Raw genomic sequence first — 21630 nt, 5'->3', positions numbered from 1 at the left:
TCATGGATTTCAAAGCACTATTCGACAAGCTTAAGCGATCATCTAGTGGTGGTCGCTCCTGCTTTTTGGTTATTCAGCCAGACGCCGTTTATTTATCATCTTCAATCAAAAGTAGTCGTCCATACCAATTTGATATTTCTGAGTCCAATTGGGAAAAAGCCGTTGAGCAAGCATTGAGCGTTGCAGCGAGTGCGTATGATTCATTAACGGTTGTTCTTTCTCATAACTATTACCAGATGTACCAAATCGACAAACCGGTCATGCCGCGTCAAGAATGGCCAGCCGCATTACCGTTTTTGTTGAAAGAACTGATCTCTGAGCGTGCTATCGACATTATTGCCGATGCGGTCGAGTTACCGAATTCAACCAAAGTGCAAGCATACGTCTTATCGCGAAAAATATTGGATAAGATTGTGTTACTGGCCAGTCGAGCCCAGTTACCATTAGAAGCCATTCTTCCTGAAGACGATATTTGGGGAGAGACTGCGGGTGAACTAGGAAACTTCCTATTATTACAACGCAGTGTGCGTGGTCATTTCCGTATAAGCGCTTTTGTCGAAAATACTATTGCGTTCCACCGCTCTATTCGCAGTGTGACGCCACCGTTAACGGGGGTTCCGTCTAGCGATTTACAGATGGACAGTCTGTCGTTAGAACTGCAACGTTCGATTGACTATCTTTCATCTCAGTTACGCCACGTGCAATTACATCAATTGAAAGTGTGCTGTGATGAAGAGGATGAGAGCGAGCTTGTTCAGGCTCTGAACTACCGTTTAAGTACTAAGGTTTCACCGTTATTACCACCAGAACATGAGCTATCAGGACATGTTTTGGCTGACACTGCGGCTACTTCAAATACTCGACGCGTCAACTTATATCCCGATTACTTAAAACCGAAAAAAGAGCTCCTGACGCTAAAAAATATCGCGTTATCTTGGGGCGTTGCGGCGGCTGCAATTCTATTTTCTTACGGTTATGTCACTTGGCAGAGCAGCGGTTTGGAAGATGAGATTGCTATTGTAAAAAGTAAAGGCGATATCATGAAGTCAGAGCTTGAACGTTATCAAGTCAAGCTACGTAAGCATCAACCTGACAATAATAAGCTGGCAGCTAAAGCCCGCTTAGAGCGTGAAGTCAAGGCGAAGCGAGACTCGCTTAAAGCTGTCGGGAAATACGATGACTCGCAACGCACGGGTTACTCTGGCGTGATGCAATCATTAGCGAAGCTAGGAAACCAAGAAATTTCTTTGTCCGAAATTCGAATCAATACCCATACCTTAGACCTGAAGGGACTAGCGAAAAAACCGAGCTCAGTGCCAAATTGGGTCAGCCAATTTAAAAATGAAATTAGCTTGGTTGGCCGAACGTTTGACGACGTCAAAATAGGTCGAAATGATAAGGATATTGTGACGTTTGAACTAAAAACGCGCGAGGATAAAGAGAAATGAACGAATTCTGGCTCTCATTAGAAGGGCGCTTTGGCGAAATGAGTACGCGTGAAAAAGTGCTCACCGCATTGTGCGGTTTAGTTGTCGTGATCATGTTGCTCTTTACGCTGGTATTGGAGCCAAAGCTTAACGAGATCATCAGTAATGAGAGGCAACTAAGTAATTTAAAGCAAGCCAATCAAAAGATTGAAATCGATACGCTACGTATTCAGGCGCAACTTAAGAAAGATCCAAATGCTGAGATTGATCGCGCGATATCTAATCTGTTAGCTGAGAGTCAGCATCTTTCGATGCAATTAGCGGAGATCATCGAGCATCTTATTACACCTTCGCAAATGGCTGAGCTGCTTGAAAATGTGTTGGAGCAGCAAAGTGGCATTCACCTTTTGTCTCTGCAAACCTTGCCATCTGAGCCAATAACGGAAGATAAAGAAGCATCGCAATACTCTGGTTACTACGTGCATCCTGTTCGTATGGAACTGACTGGTGACTATTTTTCTATTGCTAATTATCTGAATAAATTGGAGAGCCTTCCTGCGAGTTATTACTGGCGCAGCTTTAGTTATAAAGTCGAAGAGTACCCGAAAGCGAAGCTTGTGTTAGAAGTCTACACACTAGGATCTAGAGAGGAGTTTATTGGTGGTTAACAAACTCATCATCTCATTGCTTGTTATGGCAGCGGCAGGAACCGCTTGGGCAAACCAGGACCCAACGGCCCCACTTGGTTGGGAAAAGCCAGCGGTTGAAACGTCAGCGAAACCAAAAGTTAAACGGTACCGACTGCCTAAGCTCAACAGTATTGTGTGTAAGCCAAGTACTGATTGTATCGCGATTATGGATAACAAACTTGTCGAAAAAGGCGAGCTATTTAAGGGTTATCGCGTCGCGAGCATTAATAGTGAATTTGTAACTTTAAAGCGTGGTAACCGTCAGTGGGACCTAGAGCTTTTTGATTTAAACGTAAAACAATAATAACCAGAGCCCGATCAGATATGCGCAAATTAGTTGTAGGAATAACGATTGCTTCTTTAATGGGATGTTCAATGGGTCATCGGAATCCAGTGGAAGTTAAAGAAGCGCTCAATGAATCGATCAATCAAGCGAACAGCCGCACATTGGAAGAAATTCCTTCTTCTGTTGAGGCAGACTTGATGCCAAATTTAGACTCGAACGTTGCATCAGAGCAAGGCACCTCGAAGCGTTTTCGTATTCAAGCGAATGCGGTCGATGCAAGAAGCTTTTTCGCCTCGTTGGTGAAAGGCACAGAGTACAGCGTGGCGATTCACCCATCGGTACAAGGTAATATCACCGTCAACTTGTCAGATGTGACATTGGATGAAGTTCTGAATGTCGTACAGAATATGTATGGCTATGACGTGGTGAAGTCTGGCAAAGTTATTCAAATCTACCCAGCAGGTATGCGTACGGTGACCATTCCAGTCGATTACCTGCAGTTCAAGCGTTCTGGTCGCTCATTAACCAGCATTGTTACGGGCTCTGTAACCTCGGCTGGTACGTCTAATTCTGGTGGTAGCTCAGACAGTTCTGACTCGTCAGACTCTAACAATGGAAACAACAACGATAGCTCGACCACATCTACGGGCGGTACACGCATCGAAACCATCACTGAAAGTGACTTCTGGCCGATGCTGCAGCAAGCCGTTGCGAATCTAATTGGTTCAGGCAAAGGGCAAAGTGTGGTTGTAACGCCACAAGCGGGAGTTATTACGGTTCGAGCATTTCCAGATGATATTCGCGAAGTACGCGAGTTCTTAGGTGTATCGCAGGAGCGCATGCAGCGCCAGGTCATTCTTGAAGCTAAAATCCTAGAAGTGACGTTGAATGATGGCTACCAACAAGGCATCAACTGGTCAAACTTATCGGCGTCAATTGGTAACTCGGGTAGTATCGTAGTCAACCGCCCTGCGTCGACATTACCACCATTGGATGCGATTGGCACGCTATTGGGCGGTCAAACTAACGTGACTATTTCGGATGGTAACTTCAATGCCGTGTTGAGCTTCATGTCTACGCAAGGTGACTTGAACGTCCTTTCGAGCCCTCGTATTACCGCTGCCAACAACCAAAAATCTGTCATCAAAGTGGGTACCGATGAGTACTTTGTTACCGAGCTATCGAGCAATGCAGGCAACGGTGAAAACTCAAATGCAGTTCCTGAAGTGGAACTGACGCCATTCTTCTCGGGTATTTCCCTCGATGTGACTCCGCAAATTGATAACAAAGGCAATGTGTTCCTGCATGTTCACCCCGCAGTTATTGAAGTCACGGAAGAAGTGAAGCAATTGAACTTGGGCGGAGATTTCCAAAACATCCAACTGCCATTAGCGAAAAGCTCTATTCGTGAATCAGACTCGGTTATTCGTGCTAAAGATGGCGATGTTGTGGTTATCGGCGGGTTGATGAAACAGCAAAATCGTGAGCTTGTTTCTAAAGTCCCATTTTTGGGCGATGTACCAGCACTGGGGCATTTGTTCCGCAACGTGAATAACGTAACTGAGAAAACAGAATTGGTCATCTTGCTAAAACCGACCGTAGTTGGCGTGAACTCTTGGCAGAAAGAGCTAGAGCGCTCTCGTGATCTGCTGCAAGAGTGGTTCCCAGATGCGCAATAAGCGCTGGGAAAGGTTCTGTTTTTCAATAGGTTTGTGATTCGAGTATGTACTTGTCACACTTTGGGTTCCGAGTTCAGCCTTTTTCGTTAACCCCAAATACAGAAATGTTCTTGGGGTTAGTCCCTCACTATGAGGCGATCCAAACCATCCTAGCTGCCGTGCAAATGGGAGAAGGGGTGATTAAGGTGACGGGAGAAGTCGGCACTGGAAAAACCATGGTATGCCGTAAGCTGATCGAGCAGATTGAATCTGAAGTTGAGCTTATTTACTTACCCAATCCAGTGTTGAATGGGGAGCAGTTGCAGTTTGCTGTCGCCAGAGAGTTAGGTATCGAGAACGATGATCCGCTGCGCATCGTTTCCCTCATTCAAGAGCACTTGATTCAAGTACATGCCTTGGGAAAGAAAACCGTCTTGATCGTTGATGAAGCGCAAGCTCTTTCCCCACAAGCTTTAGAAACATTGCGTCTATTTGGCAACCTAGAAACGGGACAAGATAAGCTCATTCAATTGGTGTTATTCGGACAACCTGAGTTGGATGAAAGATTGGCTAACCATGAGCTAAGGCAGTTTCGTCAACGCATTACGTTTAGCTGCCAGTTACGTCCTCTCTCTATCGATGAAGGCGTGGCTTACATCAATAATCGTTTAGATAAAGCAGGAAATGGGGCGCACATTTTTTCTATTGAACAGAAAAAAGCGATTTGGCGTTCATCCATGGGGATTCCGCGCTTGATAAACCAAATTAGCCACAAGTCGTTGCTTGCTGCATTTAATGAGCGTTGCACACTATTGAAAAATCATCACGTTTACGCCGCTATGCACGATACGTTTGATGCCCGTAAACCTAAGTTTAAAACACCCGTATTTTGGGGATGGAGTCAACCTTGAGTGCCATCAATAAAGCATTATCAGAACTTGCTGAAAAAACATCGCCGTCAGAGCTTACTCGTGCGGAGATTCCAAGAGTCTCACGTAGTAAACCTTGGCTTTGGCTTGTCGCCGGTTTTTCGTTAAGCCTTGCGGTTGGTAGCTGGGCGGTCTCTCGCGGTCCTGTCCCTTCAGGCGAGCTATCACAGTTTCAAACCGACGCTATGCCACTGTCGTCTGTGAATGTCTCACCAATTGTTTCATCGGAGCGCACTCACTCGCCAACGAGTAAAATGACGCCCGATACAACTCAAGTGGTTTACACCAAACCAGCCACACAGCCGGTAGCGCAACAGCCTCACATGCAAGAGACTGATAGGTTCACGCTAAGATCTGAGATAAATATCGCCTCTGAAGAGGCAGTTTTACTCGCGCAGTTAGCAACGATGTCGAGCGAGGAACAATCTAATCACGTAACCCGCACGACATCAGAAAACAGCTCAATGCGTATTGAGCAGGTTGAGCTTACTCACCGCCAATTATCTCTTAAAGCGGTTAGCCGAGCGGAAAAAGCACTGGATGCTAACGATATGCAAACGGCGTTGTCGGCTTATGCCGAGGCGTTGCGTTATGAGCCAATGAATGCAGACACGCGTCAAAAGCTATCAGCGTTGTACTTTGGTAAAGGTGACACGCGTAAAGCATATGAGATTATTCAAGAAGGTATCAACCTAGATACGAACAACCAAGTACTTCGCTTGGCCTTGTCTAAGTTGTTAGTGAAAGCTAATCAACCTGAAGCGGCGCTGAGCCCGCTTGTTCATTTGCCTCCAGTACCAAGTCGAGATTACTTGGCGATGCGTGCTGCATTGGCACAAAAACACAAGCAAAATGACATTGCGCTTGAGAGCTATCAACTCCTAACTCAGCGTGAGCCGGAAAACGCGCGCTGGTGGTTAGGTTTGGCTATTCAACAAGAGCGCGCCCTGGCTTTTACTGCCGCGATTAACTCTTACAACCAAGCTCTGGGTAAAGTTGGCATTTCGAATCAATCGCAAGCATTTATCCGTGACCGTTTGAGCATCTTAAAAGAGTTGGAGAGCGCACAATGAAAATTCAGTTGAGAAAACGCTTGGGCGATCTTCTGGTTGAGGAAGGTATCGTCTCTGAAGAACAAATCCAGCAAGCACTAAACGCACAACGCAGTACCGGGCAGAAGCTAGGGGATGCGTTAATTGACCTTGGCTTTATTACCGAAAAGCAAATGTTGGACTTCTTGTCTCAGCAGCTTGGTTTGCCACTGATCGATCTTGGTCGTGCGCCTGTGGATGCCGAAGCCGTGCAGATTCTACCTGAGGTACACGCACGTCGCTTACGTGCGATGGTCGTTGCTCGAAATGGGGACACACTGCGCGTTGCTATGAGCGACCCAGCGGATTTGTTCATCCAAGAATCATTGATGAACTTGTTGGGCCAATACAACCTTGAGTTCATTGTGGCTTCAGAGCGTCAGCTCATTTCAAGCTTTGACCGCTATTACCGCCGTACTAAAGAGATCGCCTCCTTTGCTGAGCAGCTGCATGAAGAGCATAAAGATGTACAAAGCTTTGATTACGGTATTGATGAAGCCGATAGTGAAGAGGTTACCGTTGTAAAGCTGGTTAATTCCATGTTTGAAGATGCGGTACAGGTTGGAGCTTCGGATATTCATATTGAGCCAGACGATCAAGTATTGCGTTTGCGCCAGCGTATTGATGGCGTATTGCATGAAACGCTCTTAAATGAAGTGAACATTGCATCGGCTTTGGTTCTTCGACTGAAGTTGATGGCACACCTAGATATTTCTGAAAAGCGCTTGCCACAAGATGGCCGATTCAATATCAAAGTTCGTGGCCAATCAATTGATATTCGTATGTCGACGTTACCAACGCAGTACGGAGAATCTGTGGTAATGCGTCTGCTTAACCAGTCCGCTGGTTTGCGTCCGTTAGAAGAGTCGGGCTTGCCGCCAGACTTGCTTGCTCGCTTACGTCGACAGTTGGCGCGTCCGCACGGCATGATTTTGGTTACCGGGCCGACAGGTTCAGGTAAAACCACCACGCTTTACGGCGCATTGAGTGAGCTCAACGAACCTGGGAAAAAGATCATTACAGCAGAGGACCCGGTTGAATATCGTCTGCCTCGCATCACTCAGGTACAGGTTAACAGTAAGATCGATCTAACTTTCTCGCGTGTTCTTAGAACCTTTTTACGTCAAGACCCAGACATAATTCTTGTTGGTGAGATGCGTGATCAAGAGACGGTAGAAATTGGTCTGCGAGCTGCACTAACGGGGCATTTAGTATTGAGCACTCTCCACACCAACGATGCTGTCGACAGTGCGTTACGCATGATCGATATGGGGGCGCCGGGTTACTTGGTTGCTAGTGCGGTCAGAGCCGTGGTGGCGCAGCGTCTTGTGCGCCGAGTTTGCCCAGATTGTAAAACAGAAGACCACTTAGATGAGTCTCGCCAGCAGTGGTTAGCTGGGCGTTTCCCAAATCAAGTTAGCACCATTTTTTATAAAGGCGCAGGTTGCCAAAACTGTAACTTGACTGGTTATCGAGGCCGAATCGGTGTGTTTGAAATGCTCGAACTTGAGCAAGAGATGATGGATAAATTGCGCGCTAATGATGCGGTTGGCTTTGCGCAAGCCGCGCGCCGCTCAGAAAACTATAAGCCACTGCTTGCTTCTGCAATGGAACTGGCGCTACAAGGCACCGTCAGTTTGGATGAAGTGATGACCCTAGGTGAGGGCGATGCTTCTGGTAAGACTGATCCCATTTTCATATAGGTAAGTGAATGCCAACTTTTCGTTATCAAGGCCGCACGTTAGACGGCTCATCCACTAACGGCAAAATCGAAGCAGTGAACTCAGAAGCTGCGGCGGAAGCATTGATGAATAAAGGGGTCATCCCGCTCAATGTACGTTTAGAGAAAGAGTCGGCAAAAAGCCAAGTGAGCTTATCTAAGCTGTTTGTGCCTGCTATTCCGTTGGAAGTAATTATTCTTTTCTCTCGCCAGTTGTTTAGTTTGACTAAAGCTGGCGTACCTTTGCTGCGCTCTATGCGTGGCTTGTTGCAAAATTGCGAAAACAAACAGCTCAAAGAGGCGCTAGAAGATGTCGTTTCTGAACTGAGTAATGGCCGAGGTTTGTCTTCTGCGATGCAGCAACACAGCAAAGTATTCAGCCCACTATTTGTTTCTATGATCAACGTCGGTGAGAATACGGGTCGGCTTGACCAAGCGCTATTGCAACTGGCGAATTACTACGAACAGGAACTTGAGACTCGCAAACGCATTAAAGCGGCGATGCGTTATCCGACGTTTGTCATTATCTTTATCACCATCGCCATGTTTGTATTGAATATCTTGGTGATCCCTGAGTTTGCATCGATGTTCACGCGCTTTGGGGTTGAGCTACCATTGCCGACGCGTATTTTGATCGCGACTTCTAATTTCTTTGTTAATTATTGGGTGTTGCTGGTTGTGGCAATGATTGGCGCGTTTACAGTGTTCAGAGCGTGGGTGGCGACGGCTGATGGTCGGGAGAAGTTCGATAAGTTTCGGCTTCGGCTGCCAATTGTAGGCGATATCGTTAATCGTGCGCAGCTTTCTCGTTTTGCCAGAACCTTTTCGTTGATGCTGAAATCAGGTGTGCCACTTAACCAGTCTTTGGCTTTGGCCGGGGAAGCCTTAGGGAACCGTTTTTTAGAAAACCGAATTCTTGAGATGAAGTCCGCAATTGAAGCGGGTAGCACCATTTCAGTGACGGCCATCAACAGTAAAATATTCACCCCATTGGTGATTCAGATGATTGCAGTAGGTGAAGAAACTGGTCGTATTGATGAGTTGCTGCTGGAGGTGTCGGACTTTTACGATCGAGAAGTCGATTACGATCTAAAAACGCTGACCGCAAGAATAGAACCATTACTTTTGGTGATTGTCGCAGGCATGGTCATGGTGCTGGCATTGGGTATCTTCTTACCAATGTGGGGAATGCTCGACATCATCAAAGGCGGCTAATAGGTGGTTGAAAATCAAAGCCGAGCAACGCTTATTGTGTTTGGGGTTATTGCTACGATTATGGCGGTGGGTTTGGCGATCAAATTACGTCCTGTGACCGAGCAAGCACAAGTAACTGGGGCTAAGTTGGCGAGAGTTTGGATGCAAGATAGTGTTCAGCGTTATCGTCAAGCTTGGCTAGTACAAGGCGAGCCAGAGCATATGCTGATGGATGGTTTTAACCTTACTATGACTGAGGACGGGTTAGTGTCTCCCTTTACTCAGCAAGGTGTATTAGATTGTGGTTATTGGCTAGCGGTGCATTACCCCCAACGTAAAATAATGACCAACAAGTTAATAGATATCAGTGGAGCCATCAAAACTGATCGTTATGTCTGTCACTACACTTATGAAAATGGTCAGTCGATTGTAGTTATCTCAACTGCTAATCAACTGAAAATAGACGTCGAAATGTCGGCGGAGTGAATTTTTTGACACCTAATCACTATAATTGGTAATGAAAGTCGGTATAATGCAATCATTACCATAAGTAACAGGCTGTAATAGTGGGTAAACAATAATGTGTTTTTCTCATTGCAGCATGAACTGAATAATGGCGAATCGTCATTCTGCTCAAGCGGTAGATACAGTATCCACTTCACGGTCAGTTTTAGTGAACGTTGCTGCCCCAAACCGTTTTGACAATATCCAAAATGGTCGCGTGACCTAAACAAAACTTTGCAGTTGTACTGCATGCTTACATAGAGAGAGTAAACAATGAAAAGACAAGGTGGTTTCACCCTTATCGAATTGGTAGTGGTAATTGTAATCCTAGGTATTCTAGCGGTCACTGCAGCACCACGTTTCCTTAACCTGCAAGATGATGCTCGTGATTCAGCTCTTGATGGTTTGAAAGGTGCTATGACTGGTGCTGCTGGCATTACTTACGGTAAAGCAGCAATTGAAGGTCAAGAGGCAACAGCTGACGGTGCAATCAGTATCGGTACTTCAACTTTAAACCTAGAGTTTGGTTACCCAGAAGCAACTTCGGCAGCGCTATCTCTAGTTGTTGATGGTCTATCGGAAGATTGGGTTGTTAAGAAAGTAGATACTAATGCTGACCCTAAATACATTTCATACGGTTTCGATAACTACGACACGAAATGTGTTAAATACACTCAAGCTAAAGACAAAGATACTCCAGCAACAGTCGCTGTTACTAAAACTGCGAATGAGTGTAAGTAATAAATATTACTCAAAAGGCCAGCTAGTCTGGCCTTTATCTCTTTATTTTGATTAATTTCGGAATAGTTCATATGCGTAAATCATCGGGTCTTAGTGCAATAGAGTTTGTAGTTGTACTGATTATCTTAGGTATGATCGGTTATGTGGTATTACCAAGATTTATCAGCTTTGAACCAGAAACTTACGAAGCGAAGTGGGAGCAAACCAAGCAGACCGCTGAGCACGTTTCTGAGACGCTAAGCAACAAAGAAACTTACGATCGAATTGAAGAAGAGATTAGTCGTTCAAAAGGGCAAAATAACTAGATATTGGTTATTTGTTCGTCTGTTCACACTTCGAATCGAAAAATTATAAACCTATCATTAATCTCATAATTTCATCGTATACTTATCTCGCTTGTTCTAAGCCTAAGGTTGGGTTATGAAAATTCGCAGCTCTGCATTAGGGTTTACGTTAATGGAGTTAATCCTCGTGATTGTTCTCCTCTCTATCCTTTCACTTTTTGCAGCCAGCCGTTTTATGGGCTCTGGCAGTTTCTCTGCATATGCATTACAAGAACGCGTGATTTCTGTTATTCGCCAAGTGCAGGTGAATCGTATGCAGTCGAATATCAGCATCCCAAACAAGCCTTATCCTGAAAGATGTCTACCCAGTAGCTACAAAGCTGGAGAGGACTCTAGCTACACTAATTTTTGTTTGTCGATTACAAGCTCTTGCATCGGGTCTAGTGCTGCATGCGGCCTGGCTAGCAAGGAACAAGACACTCGTAGTGACATGGTTGTTGATAAATCCGCAAAGTTTTCACTGACCAATGCTGTAACTAATCCAATCGAGTTTGATTTATTGGGTAATCCAATAAACTCAGCGAGTGGTGGGGTTTCAATCCTGATTGAAGATAAGCATGGTCGAAGCCGCTGCCAAGTTGAAATTAATACTCAAGGCTATGTTTCTAAAGGTACATGCTCATGAAGAAATCTAGTGGCATGACTTTGATAGAAATGATCATCGCGATTGTTTTAATGGGCATTGCGATGGTGGCGTTTACTTCTTTTCTTGTCCCTCAAATTCGAGATTCCGCCATCCCTCATTATCAAACCCGCGCGGCCGCATTAGGCCAAGGTTTCATGTCTCAGATATTGGCGCGAGGCTTCGATGAAAACAGTGACTTTGATGGTGGTTTAGTCCGCTGTGGTGAGACTGTCCTTGGTGGTAAGGATTGTTCCACAAGTCTTGGGGCAGATAGCGATGAATCAAACCCAGCTAGTTTTAATGATGTCGATGACTATATCGGTTGCTGGTATACACAAGGTACAAAGGCCAGCTGTAACTCTACGCCGTTATACGAGCTGAGTAACGTTCTTGGCACGTCTATGGCAAATGATTACAAGAACTTTCGAGTTGAAGTGAAAGTGCAATATGCTGAATCAGATGGAACGGGTGTCAATAATCCTTCACTGGAAGATATCACGGCTTATAAACGAATCACTATGACTATTTACGCCGGACAAACACAGTCTTTAACACTGTCTTCGATAAGGGGAAACTACTAATGAAAAATCGTGGTTTCACTTTAATAGAAATGGTCATCACTATTGTGGTTGGTAGTTTTATCATGCTCGGAATTGCTGGTTATTTGCAGTTAGGAGCAAAGGGCTATGCTGATACTATTGATAGGCAGAGACTACAAACTCAGGCGCAATTCGTTATTGAGAAAATATCTCGAGAGATTCGTCATGCGGTGCCGAATAGTTTTTTTATCGATGAGAAAGAGAAAAACTGCCTGATTTTTATGCCTATAGAGCACTCTGGTTTTTATGCGATTTCTGGTAATGATATACAGTTTGTGGTGGGTTTTTTTGGTAATAATGCTCCCGAATTTGATAGTGGCTTGAAAATGGTGATTAACCCAACACGGTTAAGTGATTTAACCTCATCCACTCATAGTGTTGATGTCGGAGCCCTTTCTCCAGATTCGAATAAATCATACAAGATCATTAACGGCGCTAGTTCAGTAACTAGTCGCTCCGTTTCTAATCGACACTATCTCTATGATCCATCTAAGTCAGTGAAATATTGCTTTGTAGGCACACAGATACAGCGTAACGGCGAAATAATTGCCGACAACCTTGTGTATGCTAATGATCAATCTCAGAGTTATTTCAAATATGACGATACATCGCTTCATCGAGGCGGGCTTGTGCATCTTAGGTTCGTGTTTGAACAGTCCGGTGAAAGTAGTGTGTATCAACAAGATGTGCAGGTGCTGAATGTTCCATAATAAGCAAAAAGGCAATGTGTTAATTGTGACGCTCTTTGTCATTATCGTGATGGGGTATTTGGCGGCATCACTAATGAAAGTGACTTGGTCTAACCAAAGCGGAGTAACACGGGAATTTTTGGGGACTAAAGCATGGTTTACCGCTCAGTCGAGTAATGACTGGCTGTTAACGCAGTTTTTCCCTGTTAATCGATCGGCGGCCGTAGTGAGTGTGTGTAACGGTATTAAAGATGGCTCGCGAGCACCGGGCAGCGGTTTATTCGACAAGGGATGCCAAATTACTCAGTTGGATTGCCAAAATACTGGGGTATTAACCGATAATGGTAAGAGTGTTGGCCTTTATGTAATCAAAAGCGTGGCCATTTGTGGCTCAGGTTTATCACAAGTTCAACGACAGCAAGAAGTTTGGGTGAGGGAGTAAGATAATGAAAAAAATAATAATATCGTTACTTGCGGTAGCTCTTTTCCTTTTTTCGTCAATCAGTTTTGCTGCAGTAAATAACAACCCTCAGTTTGAATTTGGCACCATCCCTGCTGAAAATTGTAAGGTATTGAATAATGAGCGTGGTGTTACATGTGATATCGAGTTTCAGAACACCTACGATGAAGAGCCGCTTGTCTTTGTGATGTCGACGATTGATGCGTCAATGTCTAACTTCGCGGATAAGAGGACGGAGTATCCTTCAAATTTACGTATATGGTCAAAGTCCAAAACTCAGGCCACAGTAAAGCAGTTGTTTCCGCCACATAGCGCGGCATGTAAGCGATTGAAGCAAAACAATAACGGGAAGTGGCGATGCACGGACAACAATAATCAAGGTGAGAGGGTGACTTTCGTTGATGCTCCCATGGAAGACATAGACTACCTCGTTATCGAACCTGGTGTTATCAAGTTTGATGGGGATGCCATGATTGTTGCAGGTAAGGTAAGCTCCGACCTTACTTATTCGAATATTGGCGGTACAACCTACAAAAGTAAAAATGTGCTATTTAGGGACTTTGGTCTAAATACTTCTTTTGCGTCTGCCCCTGGCGTCTTAGTTCAATTACAAACTAAGAATAACTACATTAATGGGCAACCTTTGTGGCTGAGTTCAATTGCACTTAATCCTACAGTGCAAGGCTTCTCATTGATTTTAGATCGTTCAGAAGTTACGAAGAATGCTGTGCTAGCTAAATCTGAGGACGTAGCTTTTGTTGCTGGTCTCGGGCAAGGCTTTGTGAATGGTCGTAAGTTCTGGTTAGGGGATGGCTCTACACGAAATACGTTGGGAGCATTGGACGACAACGTCATTAAACCAATTACAGAGGGTTGCTTACAAGTGAGTAATTTTCCTGTTTCTGGCTTTAAGTCTGCACCTGTATTACTTGCGTCTAAAAGAACGCGTAATGGTAACAATGGTGGTTGGCTACGTCGCTGCTCAGTGACAAAAACAGGTGTAGCCCTTATCAATGAAGAAGATATGCAGAGAGACTCGGAGCGTGGTCACGTTGTCGAACCATTCTCATACTTCCTTTTCGATAAACCGCCAGTTGATGGAGTTTGTGAACTTTTCCCTTCGCCAGCTCAAACATGGGATTCAAATAATAATGCCAAGCTTGAGATGAGTAATACTGCCAAAATTTCTGGCGCGCAATTAAGTAACGGTAAGCGTTACGTTGGTTTCCGCCCAGCAGATATTACGATGCATAACCAAGCTAACTGTGATGGCCAAAGCTGTCTGGGTGACTCAGGTTTGAGAGTGAAAAAACAGGAGCTTGAAAGTTTTCGGTCTCCTGATGATCCGAACTTAACTAATGTGAATATATGGCAAGATGAGCGTGAGTTTAGCAATAATGAGGTGATTGGCACCCTAACTGTAGGTAAAGGCAAGGTAACTTTTAAAACAGGTACTTATTGGGTGGGGAGTATCAACTTAAACAATTCAGGAGTCATTGAAATACCTGATGGAGAGAAAGTTACTATCCATACAAAAAGCCTATCGATAAGTAATAACGATAGCCACTTTGGTGAAGTGGGAGACGCTGAGTTAGTTGTGCTTGTACATGGTTCAAGTGATGGGCAGGTTGTACTTAGTCAAAACGCAGTTTTTACAGGTCTACTATATAGTGAAAAAGATGTTTACCTGAGCAACTCAACGATTGTAAATGGTGCGATCACTGCAAGACGAATTCAGATGAACAACAGCTCACAAATTATAGCGACCGATAACCACTGTTTTACGCCTTCTGACAACTATGAAGTAACGCTATCACCAGCAACACAATATGCGCTGATGTGCGGGACAGAGCAACCTAGCTTTGAAATAGAAACCAAGAATGATGGCTATGCGGAAAGTACAGGGGTTACTGTGCAGGTTTATCCTGATGCCGATAAGTTCTCTGTAGAAGTCGCTGATAGCACTGGTACAGGCACTTACCCAAGCTTTACTACAAGCAATGTGTCTTCGAAGCTTGGTAAGTTGAAGCTACAAGTTACCGTTACAGATCAAAATGGTATTGAGCTTAATGACGAATATACGTTAAAGGTTACGGTGGACAATGATCCATCAAAAACGCAGACGTCTACCTTCAAATTTGTACCATTCAAGTTTGACGTAGATGACCAAGCAATCGTAGCTGGTAAAAATTATCAAATAGAAACAAGAATATTAGCTTGTAGCGATGGTCAGCAAACGGTAGTGAAAAGTTACACGGGCTCACCAAGTGTTCAGTTGGAAATCGAAACACCAGCTGACGGGCGCAGTGACGCGAGCTTATTAACATATGAGCCTAAATTTATTGACTCAGAGCAAGGTAAGACATCAGATACCTTTAAGCTAATGGAGTCGGGCTTGTACACAATCAAACTCGAAGATGCGAATTTCACGTGTGATCCTCAGTACTCAGATGAGTGTCCAATAGCTCCGGATGAAGATAAAGGTGAGCAAGAATCAGTGGTTCTCAATGGCTCATTCAGCGTTAAGTCTCGACCATGGAAAATTGCCGCATGTAATATTGTGGCGAAAAATGGTGGAAAAGCTAACCCTGCGACACAAGCTACTGGTGATGGCTTTATTGCCTCTGCTGAAAGCTTTAATGTGACCTATAAACCAGTCGTTCATAGCGACTCACGTGGTAATGCTACCAATGTTTGTGAATACCCACTGACACAAAACTATTTCTCTGATTCAAATACGGCTGCGCCACTTGATGCTGAGTTTTCTGTCTTGTACCCATCGGGTGGTGATATCGCCAACTTAGATCCAAGTAAAGGTTCAAGTTTAGACTTTAGCTCTGAAGAAGCTAAATCGGGTAAAACAGTTGAATACGTTTGGGATGAAGTTGGCGCTTTAAACCTTAAAACTAAAGCAACGTATTTGGGAGAGAAATTAGATGAATATGACGTCACCGTTGGTCGTTTCTATCCTAAATACTTCCAAGTCATCGCCAGCGATTGGAATTACCCTGGTTCACAAAGTTTTGCTTATATGAATCAGCCTTTTGATGGGGTCGAGTTTAGCGTGGAGGCATTGAATGCTAACAAATCTGCGATTAAGAACTATGCAGACTTTGTTACAAAAGCGGAGTTCAACCTAGACGATATTGACCATTACTCTGATCGATTCGATGCGCCTGATTTTGGCGCAGGAGACTGGAGTAACGAATCTGATAAAAGTATCGGAGACTTCTCAGTCGGTAATAGTGGTCAGTGTATCGGCAGTGCTTGTTGGAACAAAGATCTTGGTGGTAGCTACCCTGATGGACCATTTAACTCTGTGACTGGTACTGCCAAATCAGAGATAGGTTTGATATATACCAACAATGCTGACCCTGTTGAGTACATTACTGACGGAGATTTCAACTCCCGCTTAGTTAGGCAACCCGACATCCGCTTTGGTCGTGTTGACCTAGATGATGTAGGTGGTAACCAAGGTTCGACATTGCATGTGCCACTTCGAGTTGAGTACTGGAATGGTAGCCGCTTTATCGCCAACCCTAATGACAATCAAACCGATGTGAAAGGTGTCACTGCCGCTGAAACGCATATTTGGCCAACAGGTGCTGGAGCCACTCCCAAAGCAGTCACGTTAGGAGCTGGTGGAGAAGTTGCTTCTGGTTCTTCTCGTTCTATTACTGCAACTCAAGCAGAACCATACCGTCAGCAAACACGCGTTTGGTTAGATCTTGATGACTCTGAAAATGGTTTACCATGGCTCAAATATGATTGGGACAATGATGGCTCCGAAGAAAACCCATCATCCGTCGTCACCTTTGGTATTCATCGTGGTAACGATCGCGTGATTTACCGTGGTGAGCCAGGGTTAACCGGACAGTAACAACTTAGGTTTTTGCCCTTAAGTTAGGAAACTGCAAGAAATTGAGGCTTTCTGCTCATGTTTGTGTACCAATACCTTGCTGTGACAGCGAGGCATTGGTACATTTAGAGCAATTTTTGTCTTCTATATTTTTGCAGGATGAGCGAAGAGTATGTTTAAGAAACTTCGTGGCATGTTTTCTAACGATCTATCTATCGATTTAGGTACAGCCAACACTCTAATTTACGTAAAAGGGCAAGGAATTGTCCTTGATGAACCTTCTGTAGTTGCTATTCGTCAAGATCGTGTAGGTTCTGCAAAAAGCGTTGCTGCAGTCGGTCACGCAGCAAAACAGATGCTTGGTCGTACACCTGGCAACATTTCCGCTATTCGCCCAATGAAAGACGGCGTAATCGCTGACTTCTACGTAACCGAAAAAATGCTTCAGCACTTTATCAAGCAAGTGCACGATAACAGCATCCTAAAGCCAAGCCCACGTGTTCTTGTTTGTGTTCCTTGTGGTTCTACCCAAGTTGAGCGTCGCGCAATTCGTGAATCAGCACTTGGTGCTGGTGCGCGTGAAGTTTACCTAATCGACGAGCCAATGGCGGCGGCAATTGGTGCTGGCCTTCGTGTATCTGAGCCGACAGGTTCAATGGTGGTCGATATCGGTGGTGGTACAACTGAAGTTGCCGTTATCTCTCTAAACGGTGTGGTTTACTCATCGTCTGTACGTATCGGTGGTGACCGCTTTGATGAAGCTGTGATCAACTACGTACGTCGTAACTACGGCAGCTTGATTGGTGAAGCAACGGCTGAAAAGATCAAACACGAAATCGGTTCTGCTTACCCTGGTGATGAAGTTCAAGAGATTGAAGTTCGCGGTCGTAACCTTGCAGAGGGTGTGCCACGCAGCTTTAGCTTGAACTCAAACGAGATCCTAGAAGCGCTTCAAGAGCCGCTATCTGGCATCGTATCAGCAGTCATGGTTGCACTAGAACAGTGTCCACCAGAGCTTGCTTCAGACATTTCTGAAAACGGTATGGTACTAACCGGTGGTGGTGCACTACTTAAAGACCTAGACCGTCTACTAATGGAAGAAACTGGTATTCCTGTGGTTATCGCGGAAGATCCACTAACGTGTGTTGCGCGTGGTGGCGGTAAAGCACTAGAAATGATCGACATGCACGGTGGCGATCTGTTCTCTGAAGAATAAAGGTTTAGGTGAAGCTCATGTCGGGCTTCACCTTCATTTCTGCTCTCTCTGTAATTCAAACATGCTCCATACCTAAAAGTATTTAGTTAAGTATTTTTAGGTTGCCAAGTAAGGCTCAATAATTATGGAAGCAATCAGGTCAAAAACAAGATGAAACCGATTTTCGGCAGAGGTCCGTCTCTGCAATTACGTCTGTTTTTTGCTGTCATCGTGTCGGCGAGCTTAATGCTGGCCGATAGTCGTCTAGATACGTTTTCCAACGTTCGATACCTACTAAACAGTATGGTTGCACCGATTCAGTACGCAGCGAATTTACCTCGTAGTATGTTCGATGGCGTATTTGAACGTTTTAATTCTCATCAGGCATTGGTTGAAGGCAATCGCAGCTTAAAGCGAGAAGTGCTACGCCTGAAAAGCGAGCTTATCTTGCTCGACCAATATAAAGAAGAAAACCAACGCTTACGTAAGTTGTTAGGATCTTCATTTGTCCGTGATGAAAAGAAAGTCGTGACAGAAGTAATGGCGGTGGATACTTCACCTTATCGTCATCAAGTGGTGATCGATAAAGGCCGTATTGATGGTGTTTACGTTGGTCAGCCTGTTATCAATGAGAAAGGCATCGTTGGTCAGGTCACGTTTGTCGCAGCGCACAACGCACGTGTTCTGCTGCTAACGGACGCGAAAAATGCAATTCCTGTCCAGGTGATCCGCAATGATATCCGAGTGATCGCATCGGGCAATGGTGAAATGGATGAAATCCAACTAGAACACATTCCAACCAGCACAGATATTCAGGTTGGTGATTTATTGGTGACATCCGGTTTAGGTGGCATTTACCCTGAGGGATACCCAGTCGCGACGGTTACCAATGTGGATCACGATACGCGTCAAGAGTTCGCTTCAATCAAGGCTGAGCCGGTTGTGGAGTTTGATCGCTTACGCTACCTACTGCTGATTTGGCCGAATGAAGACCGCCAACACAAAGTACTGCGGTCCAATGTAGATGAAGGGTTAGAGCAAGAACAAGAGGTAACCGATGGCCAATAATGTATTGAGTAGCCGAATGGTGATTGGCGTCAGTTTCTTCGTTGCACTGGTACTGCAAACCATTCCATGGCCAGGTGTGTTAGATGTGTTACGCCCTTCATGGTTGTTCCTTGTTACGTGTTATTGGGTGTTGGCACTACCGCACCGAGTGAACGTCGGAACTGCGCTAGTGCTAGGCTTATTGTGGGATATCTTGATCGGCTCAACGCTTGGAATTCGTGGCATGATGATGTCGATCGTTATCTACCTCGTTGCGCTGAATTTCCTGTTGATTCGTAACATGGCATTGTGGCAACAGTCGATTTTAATTGCCTTTTTTACTGCGTTATTGGAAGTTTTGATATTCTGTGGGGAATATTTGAACCAGGACGTAGTATTTAATCCATTATCTCTGTGGACGGCGGCAATAAACTGTATACTTTGGCCATGGATGTTTTTATTAATGCGACGAGTTCGTCGTGCATGGCACGTAAGGTAAAGCGGTGAAGAAAAGCTTATCTCTCGTTCTCGCATCGGGTTCTCCGAGAAGAAAAGAGCTGCTTGCTCAACTGGGTTATGATTTTGAGATCGTATTGCCTGATATTGAGGAAGCCAAACAGGCTCATGAGCAAGCACGAGATTACGTGTTGCGTCTTTCTTTGGAAAAAGCTCAGGCAGGCTTAGCGTTGGCTAAGCCTGATTCCGTTGTATTGGGCTCTGATACGGTCGTGGTATGCGATGACCGTGTGCTAGAAAAACCAAAAAGTTTTGAAGATTCAAAGCGTATGCTTACTGGCTTATCGGGTCGTCGTCATCAAGTGATGACTGCGGTGAGCGTTGTATCATCGGAACAACAACATTCAGTGGTCGTTACCACTGACGTGTGGTTCAAACCACTGACTCACGAAGAAATCGAACAATATTGGCAGTCAGGAGAGCCATGCGATAAAGCTGGAAGTTATGGTATTCAGGGACTCGGAGGGCGATTTGTCACCCGAATCGAAGGCAGTTATCACGCTGTAGTAGGCTTACCTTTGTTCGAAACCGATCAGCTAATTCAAGAATTTTTATAATTGTTTTGAGGTGTGCACATGAGTGCAGAATTGCTGCTTAACGTGACCCCGAGTGAAACTCGTGTGGCCATGATTGAAGGTGGAGTACTACAAGAAATACATATCGAGCGCGAATCGCGTCGCGGTATTGTGGGCAATATATACAAAGGCAAAGTAAGCCGAGTGTTACCAGGTATGCAGGCGGCTTTCGTCGACATTGGTTTAGATAAAGCGGCATTTTTACATGCGTCAGATATTGTTCCCCATACCGAATGTGTGGCAGAAAACGAAAAACAGCAGTTTCAAGTCCGTGATATCTCTGAGCTGGTACGCCAGGGACAAGACATTGTTGTGCAAGTGGTCAAAGATCCGCTCGGCACGAAAGGTGCGCGTTTAACGACGGATATCACCTTACCTTCGCGTTATCTTGTTTTTATGCCGGGGGCTAGCCATGTCGGTGTTTCGCAGCGTATTGAAAGTGAGAAAGAGCGTGAGCGTTTGAAAAAGGTGGTGAACCATTACTGCGATGAGCACGGTGGTTTTATCATTCGTACCGCGGCAGAAGGCGCTGATGAAAAAGAGCTCTCTCAAGATGCGGCATTTCTAAAGCGTTTGTGGCTAAAAGTCATGGAGCGTCGCTCAAAATACAAAACGCGTTCAACACTTTACGGTGAACTCGGCTTAGCTCAACGCATTCTGCGTGACTTTGTTGGCACAGAGCTCGATAAGATCATGGTCGACTCCCGCCTTGAATATGAAAACCTGAAAGAATTCACTTCTGAGTATGTACCGGAGTTAACAGATAAGCTTGAGCTTTACGAAGGTGACAAGCCAATCTTTGACATGTACGACACCGAAAACGAAATTCAGCGTTCTTTAGAGCGCAAGGTCGAGCTAAAATCGGGCGGCTATTTGATCATCGATCAAACCGAAGCCATGACCACCATCGACATCAACACAGGTGCATTTGTTGGTCGTCGTAATCTCGAAGAGACGATCTTCAATACCAATATAGAGGCAACGCAAGCTATTGCGCGTCAGCTACGTTTACGTAACCTCGGCGGTATCATCATTATTGATTTTATCGATATGGCATCCGAAGAGCATCGTCAGCGAGTACTTACCTCACTGGAAACGGCACTTGCGAAAGACCGAGTAAAAACCAACATCAACGGCTTTACCCAGCTTGGTTTAGTTGAAATGACGCGCAAGCGTACGCGAGAAAGTATTGAACATATCTTGTGTTCTGGCTGTCCTACTTGTGAAGGCCGTGGCAGCGTGAAAACGGTCGAAACCGTATGCTTTGAGATATTACGTGAGATTACTCGTGTGAACCGTGCTTACGACGCCGATAATTTTGTCGTGTACGCATCGCCGTTTGTTGCTGAAGCGCTGTTGGGCGATGAGTCTCATGCGTTGGCAGAGCTCGAAGTATTTATTGGCAAGCAAGTGCGAGTTCAGGCTGAACCCCTGTACATTCAGGAACAGTTTGACGTCGTAATGATGTAATTTGGAACATTT

At 44.9% G+C, this 21630-nt stretch carries 21 protein-coding genes; all 21 read left to right on the top strand.

From position 1 onward, the window contains the following. The first annotated feature begins 2 nt into the window (after nt 1-2). Nucleotides 3-1448 (top strand): MSHA biogenesis protein MshI, encoded by a 1446-nt coding sequence (locus R7M72_RS19505; protein WP_167415479.1) that lies wholly within the window; start codon nt 3-5, stop codon nt 1446-1448. Continuing rightward, nucleotides 1445-2095 carry a type II secretion system protein GspM gene (gene gspM / locus R7M72_RS19500; protein ID WP_005381197.1) on the top strand — a complete coding sequence of 217 codons (651 nt, stop codon included), beginning with the start codon at nt 1445-1447 and terminating at the stop codon, nt 2093-2095. Before R7M72_RS19505 ends, gspM begins: the two co-directional genes overlap by 4 nt. Next, nucleotides 2088-2420: a hypothetical protein gene (locus R7M72_RS19495; RefSeq protein WP_005381196.1), complete on the top strand. Its 333-nt coding sequence runs from the start codon at nt 2088-2090 to the stop codon at nt 2418-2420. Before gspM ends, R7M72_RS19495 begins: the two co-directional genes overlap by 8 nt. 20 nt (nt 2421-2440) lie before the next feature. Further along, a complete protein-coding gene (gene mshL / locus R7M72_RS19490; RefSeq protein ID WP_005388471.1) occupies nt 2441-4081 on the top strand; it encodes a pilus (MSHA type) biogenesis protein MshL in 1641 nt (546 codons plus the stop codon). A 44-nt stretch (nt 4082-4125) separates the two neighbouring features. Beyond that, nucleotides 4126-4971 (top strand): ExeA family protein, encoded by an 846-nt coding sequence (locus R7M72_RS19485; RefSeq protein WP_176311176.1) that lies wholly within the window; start codon nt 4126-4128, stop codon nt 4969-4971. Next, nucleotides 4968-6062 (top strand): tetratricopeptide repeat protein, encoded by a 1095-nt coding sequence (locus R7M72_RS19480; RefSeq protein WP_315956607.1) that lies wholly within the window; start codon nt 4968-4970, stop codon nt 6060-6062. The genes R7M72_RS19485 and R7M72_RS19480 overlap by 4 nt, the downstream gene beginning before the upstream one ends. After that, nucleotides 6059-7783 (top strand): GspE/PulE family protein, encoded by a 1725-nt coding sequence (locus R7M72_RS19475; RefSeq protein WP_005381188.1) that lies wholly within the window; start codon nt 6059-6061, stop codon nt 7781-7783. The genes R7M72_RS19480 and R7M72_RS19475 overlap by 4 nt, the downstream gene beginning before the upstream one ends. Before the next feature lie 8 nt (nt 7784-7791). After that, entirely contained in the window at nt 7792-9015 is a 1224-nt protein-coding gene (locus R7M72_RS19470; protein ID WP_005381186.1) for a type II secretion system F family protein, read from the top strand. A gap of 3 nt (nt 9016-9018) precedes the next feature. After that, the gene (locus R7M72_RS19465; RefSeq protein ID WP_149191729.1) at nt 9019-9480 is read left to right on the top strand and encodes an MSHA biogenesis protein MshF; all 462 of its coding nucleotides are present in this window, start codon (nt 9019-9021) and stop codon (nt 9478-9480) included. A 291-nt stretch (nt 9481-9771) separates the two neighbouring features. Then, on the top strand, nt 9772-10239 hold the full coding sequence (locus R7M72_RS19460; protein ID WP_005381181.1) for a type II secretion system protein: 468 nt from the start codon (nt 9772-9774) through the stop codon (nt 10237-10239). Between the two features lie 71 nt (nt 10240-10310). Beyond that, nucleotides 10311-10544 (top strand): type II secretion system protein, encoded by a 234-nt coding sequence (locus tag R7M72_RS19455; protein ID WP_005381152.1) that lies wholly within the window; start codon nt 10311-10313, stop codon nt 10542-10544. Between the two features lie 115 nt (nt 10545-10659). Then, nucleotides 10660-11208, top strand: a complete 549-nt coding sequence (locus tag R7M72_RS19450) for a type II secretion system protein (RefSeq protein ID WP_005381149.1) — start codon at nt 10660-10662, stop codon at nt 11206-11208. Next, complete coding sequence (locus R7M72_RS19445; RefSeq protein WP_149191730.1) at nt 11205-11789, top strand: prepilin-type N-terminal cleavage/methylation domain-containing protein; 585 nt, start codon at nt 11205-11207, stop codon at nt 11787-11789. The genes R7M72_RS19450 and R7M72_RS19445 overlap by 4 nt, the downstream gene beginning before the upstream one ends. Continuing rightward, nucleotides 11789-12517, top strand: a complete 729-nt coding sequence (locus R7M72_RS19440) for a PilW family protein (RefSeq protein ID WP_149191731.1) — start codon at nt 11789-11791, stop codon at nt 12515-12517. The genes R7M72_RS19445 and R7M72_RS19440 overlap by 1 nt, the downstream gene beginning before the upstream one ends. After that, nucleotides 12507-12938, top strand: a complete 432-nt coding sequence (locus R7M72_RS19435; protein ID WP_149191732.1) for an MSHA biogenesis protein MshP — start codon at nt 12507-12509, stop codon at nt 12936-12938. Before R7M72_RS19440 ends, R7M72_RS19435 begins: the two co-directional genes overlap by 11 nt. Nucleotides 12939-12942: 4 nt before the next feature. Beyond that, complete coding sequence (locus tag R7M72_RS19430; protein ID WP_315956606.1) at nt 12943-16836, top strand: DUF6701 domain-containing protein; 3894 nt, start codon at nt 12943-12945, stop codon at nt 16834-16836. Between the two features lie 151 nt (nt 16837-16987). Continuing rightward, nucleotides 16988-18031 (top strand): rod shape-determining protein, encoded by a 1044-nt coding sequence (locus R7M72_RS19425; RefSeq protein WP_005381144.1) that lies wholly within the window; start codon nt 16988-16990, stop codon nt 18029-18031. Between the two features lie 150 nt (nt 18032-18181). After that, nucleotides 18182-19078 carry a rod shape-determining protein MreC gene (gene mreC, locus R7M72_RS19420; RefSeq protein WP_005381142.1) on the top strand — a complete coding sequence of 299 codons (897 nt, stop codon included), beginning with the start codon at nt 18182-18184 and terminating at the stop codon, nt 19076-19078. After that, nucleotides 19068-19556: a rod shape-determining protein MreD gene (mreD, locus tag R7M72_RS19415; protein ID WP_005381141.1), complete on the top strand. Its 489-nt coding sequence runs from the start codon at nt 19068-19070 to the stop codon at nt 19554-19556. Before mreC ends, mreD begins: the two co-directional genes overlap by 11 nt. A gap of 4 nt (nt 19557-19560) precedes the next feature. Further along, nucleotides 19561-20130: a Maf family protein gene (locus R7M72_RS19410; protein ID WP_025767607.1), complete on the top strand. Its 570-nt coding sequence runs from the start codon at nt 19561-19563 to the stop codon at nt 20128-20130. A gap of 18 nt (nt 20131-20148) precedes the next feature. Then, a complete protein-coding gene (rng, locus tag R7M72_RS19405) occupies nt 20149-21618 on the top strand; it encodes a ribonuclease G (RefSeq protein WP_005381138.1) in 1470 nt (489 codons plus the stop codon). The last annotated feature ends 12 nt before the right edge of the window (nt 21619-21630 follow it).

The sequence above is a fragment of the Vibrio sp. YT-18 genome (assembly GCF_033337345.1).
Taxonomy (GTDB): Bacteria; Pseudomonadota; Gammaproteobacteria; order Enterobacterales; family Vibrionaceae; genus Vibrio; species Vibrio alginolyticus.
This window is presented reverse-complemented; position numbering and strand designations above follow the sequence as displayed.